The sequence below is a fragment of the Streptomyces sp. NPDC054863 genome (assembly GCF_053610825.1).
Map to the genome: position 1 here is coordinate 1 of NZ_JBSGZD010000308.1, position 9,337 is coordinate 9,337.

The 9,337-nt window shown below is 70.8% G+C and carries 6 protein-coding genes; 2 read left to right on the plus strand and 4 right to left on the minus strand.

Features of this window, described 5'->3' with window-relative positions; genetic code table 11:
- Positions 1 to 51: 51 nt before the first annotated feature.
- The 4 genes from ACWGIG_RS33175 to ACWGIG_RS33190 form a co-directional block, all read right to left on the minus strand.
- Positions 52 to 1,344, minus strand: a complete 1,293-nt coding sequence (locus ACWGIG_RS33175) for an MFS transporter (protein WP_453325403.1) — start codon at positions 1,342 to 1,344, stop codon at positions 52 to 54.
- Positions 1,345 to 1,450: 106 nt separating this feature from the next.
- On the minus strand, positions 1,451 to 2,464 hold the full coding sequence (locus ACWGIG_RS33180) for a carcinine hydrolase/isopenicillin-N N-acyltransferase family protein (protein ID WP_453325398.1): 1,014 nt from the start codon (positions 2,462 to 2,464) through the stop codon (positions 1,451 to 1,453).
- Positions 2,465 to 2,592: 128 nt separating this feature from the next.
- Complete coding sequence (locus ACWGIG_RS33185; protein ID WP_453325399.1) at positions 2,593 to 3,249, minus strand: MBL fold metallo-hydrolase; 657 nt, start codon at positions 3,247 to 3,249, stop codon at positions 2,593 to 2,595.
- Between the two features lie 22 nt (positions 3,250 to 3,271).
- Complete coding sequence (locus ACWGIG_RS33190) at positions 3,272 to 3,958, minus strand: maleylpyruvate isomerase family mycothiol-dependent enzyme (RefSeq protein WP_453325400.1); 687 nt, start codon at positions 3,956 to 3,958, stop codon at positions 3,272 to 3,274.
- Positions 3,959 to 4,222: 264 nt separating this feature from the next.
- On the opposite strand from ACWGIG_RS33190, the gene uvrA reads away from it, so the two are divergent.
- Positions 4,223 to 7,303, plus strand: coding sequence for an excinuclease ABC subunit UvrA (gene uvrA / locus ACWGIG_RS33195; RefSeq protein WP_453325401.1), 3,081 nt, complete (start codon positions 4,223 to 4,225; stop codon positions 7,301 to 7,303).
- Positions 7,304 to 7,475: 172 nt separating this feature from the next.
- On the plus strand, positions 7,476 to 9,092 hold the full coding sequence (locus tag ACWGIG_RS33200) for an alpha/beta hydrolase (protein WP_453325402.1): 1,617 nt from the start codon (positions 7,476 to 7,478) through the stop codon (positions 9,090 to 9,092).
- Positions 9,093 to 9,337 lie beyond the last annotated feature (245 nt).

The following is a 9,337-nucleotide window of genomic DNA, read 5'->3' on the forward strand; positions in this document are numbered from 1 at the left end:
GCACTGTGCCGTCCGCCGCCGCTCTGTTGTGTACTCCGGAGCGGCGACCGGTCAGGCAGGACTGGCGCCCACTGCGGCGGGTTCGGCGGTACGGGCGGCCACCGGACGCGTCTCCGGCAGCAGCGCGAAGCAGCCCAGGCTGAGCACCGCAAGCCCCGTCAGGTACGCGGCCACACCCCACGGCGGCCCGTCCCCCCGGGACAGTGCCGTGGCGACGATCGGGGTCAGCGCTCCGCCGAGCACCCCGGCCAGGTTGTAGCCGAGCGCCGCGCCCGTGCACCGGACCCGGGGCTCGTACAGCTCGGGAAGGTACGCGCCGACCACGGAGAACATCGCCGCGAACGACAGCGAGCCGCCCAGGAACCCGAGGAACATCAGCAGCGGCTGCCCCGTCGACAGCAACCCCATCATCGGGAAGATCCACAGCGTGCTGATCGTGCAGCCGATCAGACACATCGGCCGCCGCCCGTACCGGTCGCCGACTAGCGCCGCCACGGGGATCAGCGGCCCCTTCAGGAACACCGCGGCCATGACGCAGCCCAGCATGACCGTGCGGTCCACACCGAGGCGTTCCGTGCCGTACGACAGGGACCAGGTCGACATCGTGTAGACGAGCGCGTACCCCAGGGACAGCGCGCCCGCCGTCAGCAGCACCAGCCGCCAGTGGTTCCGTACGATCTCGGTGAACGGCGCCCCGGCCCGCTCGCCCTTCGCCGCCAGCTCCTTGAAGTCCGGGGTCTCCTCAAGGGACGTCCGCAGCAGCAGCCCCGCGACGGCGAGCACGCCCGCCGCCCAGAACGGCACCCGCCACCCCCACGAGGTGAACTGGGCATCCGTCAGCACGGCGGACATCGCCAGCATCACCCCGTTGGCCAGCAGGAACCCGATCGAGGGCCCGGTCTGCGGAAAACTCGCCCACAGCGCTCGGCGGTGGGCGGGCGCGTGCTCCACGGTCAGCAGCACCGCCCCGCCCCACTCGCCGCCGAGCCCGAGCCCCTGGAGGAAGCGCAGCAGGAGCAGCAGGACCGGCGCGAGGACGCCGATCGCGTCGTACGTGGGCAGACAGCCGACGGCGACGGTCGTCGCCCCGGTGAGGAGCAGCGACGAGAAGAGGACGGGCCGGCGGCCGAAGCGGTCACCGACGTGCCCGAAGACGACCGCACCGATCGGGCGGGCCAGGAAGCCGACGCCGAAGGTGCCGAAGGCGGCGAGGGTGCCCGCGAGGGGCGAGAAGGACGGGAAGAAGAGCGGGCCGAGGACGAGGGCGGCGGCCGTTCCGTAGAGGGCGAAGTCGTAGAACTCGATGGCGGTCCCCGCGAGGGACGCGGTGGCGAGCCGGAGCATGGACGGCTTGCCGGTGGGTTTCGAAGTGCGCATCGGGCCTGGTTACCCGACCCGCGGTGCCCGCAGGAGGAGCTCCGGACTAGTCGTACCGACTCGCCGGGGAAGATCACTCCATGGGGAGCGAGAACTCGTGCCGCGTCCCCCAGCGCTGCCCCGTCACCAGCGTGACCCTGCCGGACTTCATGCCGTACACGACGGACCACTGGGTGTGCGACTGGGCGACGGTGCGCAGCAGGCCGATCGACTGGTCCGTACCGAGCGTGCCGCGCGCCTTGTCGAGGGATTTCGCCGCGGCGCCGTAGCGGGGGTCGGCCAGGCGTCGCGCGGCCGGGGTGTCGGCGAAGGTGAAGTTGACGGCGCCGTTCCAGGGCCGGCGGCCTCGCTCGGCGACCACGGTCCTCCCGCCGACGAGTTCGACCACGGCCGAATCGCCTGTCGCGTCGGCGAGGAAGTAGTGCAGCGGGGGACTGTCGGTGAAGTCGATCTCGTACGTCTCGAAGAGCTTCAGGGCCTCGGTGACGGTGGCCGCCTTGTCGAGGGCGATCCGCTGGATGCGCGTACTGCCCACTTTCGTACGGGCCTTGGGGCCTTCGGCGCGGTCCACGGAGGCGAAGCCGACGGCGAGTCCCTTGCTGTTCATGCCGTCGAAAGGCAGCAACGGGGCCTGCAGCAGGCCCCGTTTGCCGCGCACGGTGGTGAAGTCGGCGGCCGAGGTGAGCCCGAGGTAGGTGGTGTCGACGACGGACACCGAGGCGTAGCCGTCCGGCGGGTCGGTGAACAGCAGCAGTGCCGGGCCGTGCCGCCAGTCGAAGTTCCGCGCGAACTGCGGATCCGCCCGGTCGCCCGCGGCGAGGAACAGTGAGCAGCCGAAGTCCGCGTCGGGCGGCACCGGGGGCGGCGAGACCTCGCCCAGCCGGTGGTAGGTGCCCTCGAACCGCAGCTGCCACAGCGGATGGTCGTCCACCTTGCGGAGCGACTTGAGCTTCGCGGCGTCCTGCGCGGACAGCGCGCCGGCCGGGTCGACCGACGGCTGTGTGCCGCGCGTCTGCGTGCAGCCGCCCAGCAGGAGGACAAGTGCGAGGAGCGGTGCGGCAGTTGCGACGGCACGGGACGTCTTCATGGGTCGGCCCTCCCTGGTGTCCACCAGGCCTGCGGAACACTGGTGTCCACGAGCACTGGTGTCCACCATGCCTGCGGAACACGGGCCACCGGGAGGGCCGTGACGGGCCGTGCTGAAATTCCCGCGGGCTACCAGCCCCGTCCGCGCCATTCGGCGAGGTGCGGGCGCTCGTCGCCGAGCGTGGTGTCGTCGCCGTGGCCCGGGTAGACCCACGACTCGTCCGGCAGCCTGCCGAAGACCTTCTCCTCGATGTCGTCGAGCAGCGTCACGAAGGCCGCCGCGTCGCCGAAGGTGTTGCCGACCCCGCCGGGGAAGAGGCAGTCGCCGGTGAAGACGTGCGGGTGGCCGTGCGGGTCGTCGTAGACGAGGACGATGCTGCCCGGGGTGTGCCCGACGATGTGCCGCGCGGTCAGTTCCACGTTCCCCACCCGCACGGTGTCCCCGTCCTCAAGAGGCACGTCGGTCGCGACGGGGATGCCCTCCGCGTCGTACCGCCCGGCGTAGGTGCGTGCGCCGGTGGCCGCCACGACCTCTTCGAGTGCCTGCCAGTGGTCGCCGTGCCGGTGGGTGGTGACGACGGACGCGACGGAGTCGTCACCGATCAGCGACAGCAGCGTGTGCGGATCCGCGGCGGCGTCGATCAGCAGCTGCTCGCCGGTGTCCCGGCAGCGCAGCAGATACGCGTTGTTGTTCATCGATCCGACCGCGACCTTCGAGATCATCAGGTCCTTGAGCTCGTGCACATCCGCCGGTCCGCCGACCTTCACCGCTCCGCTGTACGTCATACCGCGCACCCTATAGCGGCTGCTACAGCGGCGGCAGTACGGGGAGCGGGCCCCCGACGGCGGTCAGCGCGGCGCCGTCGCGGCGGCCGGCCAGCCACCCCAGGAGGTCGGCCGCCCCGCCCGTCACGGTCACGGCGGGGCCACCGCTGCTGCCGGTGGTCCACTGCCGCCCGTCGGCGGCGGTGAGCGTCGTGGCGGCCACGCCCGCGTTCCCCGAGAAGCGGTCCGCGAGGAAGGCGATCTCGCGCCCGGTGAACTCCGCGGAGAGGTCCTCCAGCTCGTACCCGATCCCCAGGTCGACATGGTGCAGCTCGATCTCGATCAGCCGCCGGAACGGCACCCGCGACGCCGAGTCGGTCACGCCGTTGCGCAGCTCCACGGTGCGGCCCCAGTCGGCGGGCACCCCGGCCTCGCCCAGGAAGCTCTCCGCCGTCGTCCGTACGTCGTCCAGCTGTACGTCGAGGGGGCGCGGGGCGTCGCGCTCGATGTCGGCGTCGCGGGCCTCGGCGCTCTCGTACATGGGGCGGCCCGCGAGGACGTTCACCAGGGCGTCGGCGTTGCGGGCCAGGTGGGCCAGGACGTGGCCGCGGCTCCAGCCGGGCAGCCGTGACGGTTCGGCGACTGCGGCGTTGTCCAGCTTGGCGGCGGAGGCGAGCAGACGGTCGGTCGCGGCGCTCAGCAGAGCCAGGTCGTGCACGTGATCGTTCATGGGGCAGACGATAGGCCGCGGCGCAAGGCCCAGCCACCCGTTCGGGTGAAGCGAATGACATATGGCCGCTAATCGAATGTACGTGCTATACGCTCGAAGGGAACATCCGAACCCCGGGCAACCGTTGAACGGAAGCAGTGCCCGAGGGCTCGGTGCCCCACCCGGCACTGCCCGATCCAGACCGCCCGATCCAAAACGTGGCACCCCACTCCAGCAGCCTGCTTCTCGGCACCCTGCTTCTTCTCCAGAAAGGTGCGAACCGGCGTGGCCGACCGTCTCATCGTTCGTGGCGCTCGCGAGCACAACCTCAAGAACGTCTCGCTCGACCTTCCCCGTGACTCCCTCATCGTCTTCACGGGGCTCTCCGGCTCGGGCAAGTCCTCCCTCGCGTTCGACACGATCTTCGCCGAGGGGCAGCGCCGGTACGTCGAATCGCTCTCCTCGTACGCACGGCAGTTCCTCGGCCAGATGGACAAGCCGGACGTGGACTTCATCGAAGGCCTCTCGCCCGCCGTCTCCATCGACCAGAAGTCGACCTCGCGCAACCCGCGCTCGACGGTCGGCACCATCACGGAGGTCTACGACTACCTCCGCCTGCTCTTCGCCCGCATCGGCAAGCCGCACTGTCCCGAGTGCGGCCGGCCGATCTCCCGGCAGTCGCCGCAGGCCATCGTCGACAAGGTCCTGGAGCTGCCCGAGGGCAGCCGCTTCCAGGTGCTGTCACCGCTGGTGCGCGAGCGCAAGGGCGAGTTCGTCGACCTGTTCGCCGAGCTCCAGACCAAGGGCTACAGCCGTGCCCGGGTCGACGGCGAGACGATCCAGCTGACCGAGCCGCCGACGCTCAAGAAGCAGGAGAAGCACACCATCGAGGTGGTCATCGACCGCCTCACCGTCAAGGAGAGCGCCAAGCGGCGGCTCACCGACTCGGTGGAGACCGCCCTCGGGCTGGCCGGCGGCATGGTCATCCTCGACTTCGTCGACCTCGACGCGGACGACCCCGACCGCGAGCGGATGTACTCCGAGCACCTCTACTGCACCTACGACGACCTGTCGTTCGAGGAGCTGGAGCCCCGCTCGTTCTCCTTCAACTCGCCCTTCGGCGCCTGCCCCGACTGCTCCGGCATCGGTACGCGCATGGAGGTCGACCCCGAGCTGATCGTCCCGGACCCGGACAAGTCCCTCGACGAGGGCGCCATCCACCCCTGGTCGCACGGACACACCAAGGACTACTTCGCCCGCCTGGTCAACGCCCTGGCGAGCGAGCTCGGCTTCAGTACCGACATGGCGTGGGCGGGACTGCCGCAGCGCGCCAAGAAGGCCCTGCTGAACGGCCACAAGACGCAGATCGAGGTCCGCTACCGCAACCGGTACGGCCGCGAGCGCGCCTACACCACCTCCTTCGAGGGCGCGGTGCCGTTCGTGAAGCGGCGGCACTCGGAGTCCGACAGCGACTCCAGCCGGGAGCGCTTCGAGGGCTACATGCGCGAGGTGCCCTGCCCCACCTGTGAGGGCACCCGCCTCAAGCCGCTCATCCTCGCGGTCACGGTGATGGGGAAGTCCATCGCCGAGGTCTCCTCGATGTCGATCAGCGAGTGCGCCGAGTTCCTCGTGCAGCTCACCCTGAACGACCGCGACAAGGTGATCGCCGAGCGCGTCCTCAAAGAGGTCAACGAGCGCCTGCGCTTCCTCGTGGACGTCGGCCTCGACTACCTGTCGCTGAACCGCCCGGCGGGCTCCCTCTCCGGCGGCGAGGCACAGCGCATCCGGCTCGCCACCCAGATCGGCTCCGGCCTGGTCGGCGTGCTGTACGTCCTGGACGAGCCGTCCATCGGCCTGCACCAGCGCGACAACCACCGCCTCATCGAGACGCTGGTGCGGCTGCGCGACATGGGCAACACCCTGATCGTCGTCGAGCACGACGAGGACACGATGAAGGTCGCCGACTGGATCGTCGACATCGGTCCCGGCGCGGGCGAGCACGGCGGCAAGGTGGTCCACAGCGGCTCCATGAAGGGCCTGCTGGCCAACAAGGAGTCGATCACCGGCCAGTACCTGTCGGGCAAGCGGGTCATCCCGACCCCGGACGTACGCCGCCCCGTCGACCCGGCGCGCCATCTGACGGTGCACGGTGCCCGTGAGAACAACCTGCGGGACATCGACGTCACCTTCCCGCTGGGCGTCCTCACCGCCGTCACCGGAGTCTCCGGATCCGGCAAGTCGACACTGGTCAACGACATCCTCTACACCCACCTGGCGCGCGAGCTGAACGGCGCGCGCAGCGTCCCGGGACGGCACACGCGCGTCGAGGGCGACGACCTCCTCGACAAGGTCGTGCACGTCGACCAGTCGCCCATCGGCCGCACCCCGCGCTCCAACCCGGCGACGTACACCGGAGTCTTCGACAAGATCCGCAAGCTGTTCGCGGAGACGACGGAGGCGAAGGTCCGGGGCTACCAGCAGGGCCGCTTCTCCTTCAACGTCAAGGGCGGGCGCTGCGAGAACTGCTCCGGCGACGGCACCATCAAGATCGAGATGAACTTCCTGCCGGACGTCTACGTCCCGTGCGAGGTGTGCCACGGCGCCCGCTACAACCGCGAGACGCTCGAAGTGCACTACAAGGGCAAGAACATCGCCGAGGTGCTCAACATGCCGATCGAGGAGGCCCTCGGCTTCTTCGAGCCGGTCACCTCCATCGCCCGCTACCTCCAGACCCTCAACGAGGTCGGCCTCGGGTACGTACGCCTGGGCCAGGCCGCCACGACGCTCTCCGGCGGCGAGGCGCAGCGCGTCAAGCTGGCCGCGGAGCTGCAGAAGCGGTCCTCCGGGCGGAGCGTCTACATCCTCGACGAGCCGACCACCGGTCTGCACTTCGAGGACATCAGCAAGCTCATCAGGATCCTGGACGGCCTGGTCGACAAGGGGAACTCGGTGATCGTCATCGAGCACAACCTCGACGTCATCAAGACCGCGGACTGGGTCGTCGACATGGGGCCCGAGGGCGGAAAGGGCGGCGGCCTGGTCGTTGCCGAAGGCACCCCGGAGGAGGTGGCGGGAGTCGCAGCCAGCCACACCGGCAAGTTCCTGCGGGACATCCTCGACCCGAGCCGGATCAGCGACGCGAGCCCGGCCGCGTCGAAGAAGAAGGCCCCGGCACGGAAGGCGACCAGGACGGTCGCGGCCACGACGGTGGCGGCCACGACGGTGGCGGCCACGAAGACGGCGACCAGGAAGACGGTCGCGGCCAAGTCAGCCGCTCCGGCCGCGAAGAAGACCGCCGCGAAGAAGGCTGTGGCCAAGAAGGCCGCCCCGGCCAAGAAGACCACGGCACGGGCCCGCAAGGCCTGAGACCGCTCTGTCGTACGAGCCGTACGAGCCGCTCAAGCCGTACGAACCCGTACGGGCCCCGCGCGACGGGAGACGCGGGCCGGAACCCCTCGGGGGTCCGGCCCGCACTGCGTGTTCCGGCCGTCGCTCATAGGCTGACCAGGGGGTCCGCCTCGTGAAAGGCACACCCGGGATGCACAGACGCAGCGCCGCGACCGGCCTCGCCGGTACGGCCCTCCTGCTCGCCGGAACCGTGACCGCCACCGGCCCCGCCGGCGCGGCCGACCAGGCGCCCACCCCCGACCTCAGCCGCTTCTACCAGCAGAAACTCTCCTGGGGCGACTGCGAGGGCGAGGAGACGGAGAAGGGCGGCGATGCCCTCCGGGGCATGCAGTGCGCCCGCCTCACCGTGCCCGTCGACTACGCGAACACCGCGCTGGGCACCCTCGGCCTCGCGGTCGGCCGCTACCGGGCCACCGCTCCCGGCGACGAAGGACTCGGCTCCCTCGTGTTCAACTTCGGCGGCCCCGGCGCGTCAGGGCTGACCACCCTGGCCGAGGCCAAGGACTCGTACGAGAGCCTCGGCAAACGCTACGACCTGGTCGGCTTCGACCCGCGCGGTGTCGGCCGCAGCGCCCCCGTGAAGTGCGGCAAGGAGGCCGACGAGGAGCTGAAGGAGGGCGACGACGCCCCCCGGACGTCGCCCGACGGCTCCCTCGACCACGGCGAGCTGGTCAAGGAGCTCAAGGACATCGCGACCGCCTGCGCCAAGCACACCGGCAAGCTGCTGCCGCACGTCGGCACCATCAACGTCTCGCGCGACCTGGACGTGCTGCGCCAAGCCCTCGGCGACGAGAAGCTCGCCTACCTGGGCATCTCGTACGGGACCAGGCTCGGCGCGGTGTACGCGGCGCAGTTCCCCGACCGTGCGGGGCGGCTGGTGCTCGACGCAGTGGACACGCTCACCGAGGGCGCCCGGGCCTCCGCGCTCGACCAGGCCCGCGGCTTCCAGAAGGCGTTCGACGCCTTCCTCGCGGCCTGCGCGAAGAACGGCGACCAGTGCCCGCTCGGCAGCACCGTCGCCGACGCCACGCGCGCCGTGGACCGGGTGGTCGACAGGCTCACCCGTACGCCCGCGAAGGAGGAGGACGGCACGCCCTTCGGGGTCGAGGACCTGCGCGGCGCGATGACCACCGCCCTGTACTCGGCCGAGGCGTGGCCCGCGCTCGCCGAGGGCATCGCGATGATCGACCAGGACGACGACACCTCCCTGCTCGCCGACCTGAACCGGCTCACGGAGGACGAGGGCAACGGCGACGAGGCCCTGATCGCCGTCAACTGCGCCGACGACCCGGACCGCGTCCCCGTGTCCAAGGACGAACTGGTGAAGATCGAGAAGGAGTTCACCGAGGCGTCCCCGACCTTCGGCCGCGACATGGTGGGCAGCGCCCTCTCCTGCACCGGCTGGCCGGCCGGCACCGACTACATCCGCAAGCTGGAGAAGATCACCGGCCCCGAGGTGCTGCTGATCGGCACCAAGGGCGACCCGGCCACCCCCTACCGGTGGACGGAGGAGACCGCGGAGCGGCTCGGCAAGGCGGTGGTGCTGCGGTACGACGGTGAGGGGCACGGCGGGTACTCCGCCTCCCCGTGCATCCGCGCGAAGACCGACGCTTACCTCCTGGAGGGCACGCTTCCGGCCGCGGGCACGGTCTGCCCGGCGGTGGAGCCGGGGATGCCGGATCCGGACGGGACGGGGCTGCCGGAGGTGGTGCCGGGGGTGGTGCCGGGGGTGGTGTCGGGGGTGTAGGGCGCGGCCCGGTCCGGGGGCGCCGGGGGCGAGCGCGGGCCGGAGCGAGAGGGGAGGCTCCGCGCGGGGGCCGCCCTGTGCCCACCCGTTCCGCCCCATGGGCGGCCCATGTGCCCACAGGGCGGGCGGCGCAGGTGTTCCGCGGGGCGGGTGGGGGGGTGCCCCTATGACTTTGGTCAAGGGGTTGGGGCGGGTTGGGGGTCGTAGAAGGTGCCGTCGCGGAGCATGGCGAACAGGACGTCGGC

What these genes read in the sequence shown, in the direction of transcription:
- ACWGIG_RS33175 (WP_453325403.1), bottom strand. Translation starts at nt 1,344, where the DNA reads ATGCTCCGGCTCGCCACCGCGTCCCTCGCGGGGACCGCCATCGAGTTC.
- ACWGIG_RS33180 (WP_453325398.1), bottom strand. Translation starts at nt 2,464, where the DNA reads ATGAAGACGTCCCGTGCCGTCGCAACTGCCGCACCGCTCCTCGCACTT.
- ACWGIG_RS33185 (WP_453325399.1), bottom strand. Translation starts at nt 3,249, where the DNA reads ATGACGTACAGCGGAGCGGTGAAGGTCGGCGGACCGGCGGATGTGCAC.
- ACWGIG_RS33190 (WP_453325400.1), bottom strand. Translation starts at nt 3,958, where the DNA reads ATGAACGATCACGTGCACGACCTGGCTCTGCTGAGCGCCGCGACCGAC.
- ACWGIG_RS33200 (WP_453325402.1), top strand. Translation starts at nt 7,476, where the DNA reads ATGCACAGACGCAGCGCCGCGACCGGCCTCGCCGGTACGGCCCTCCTG.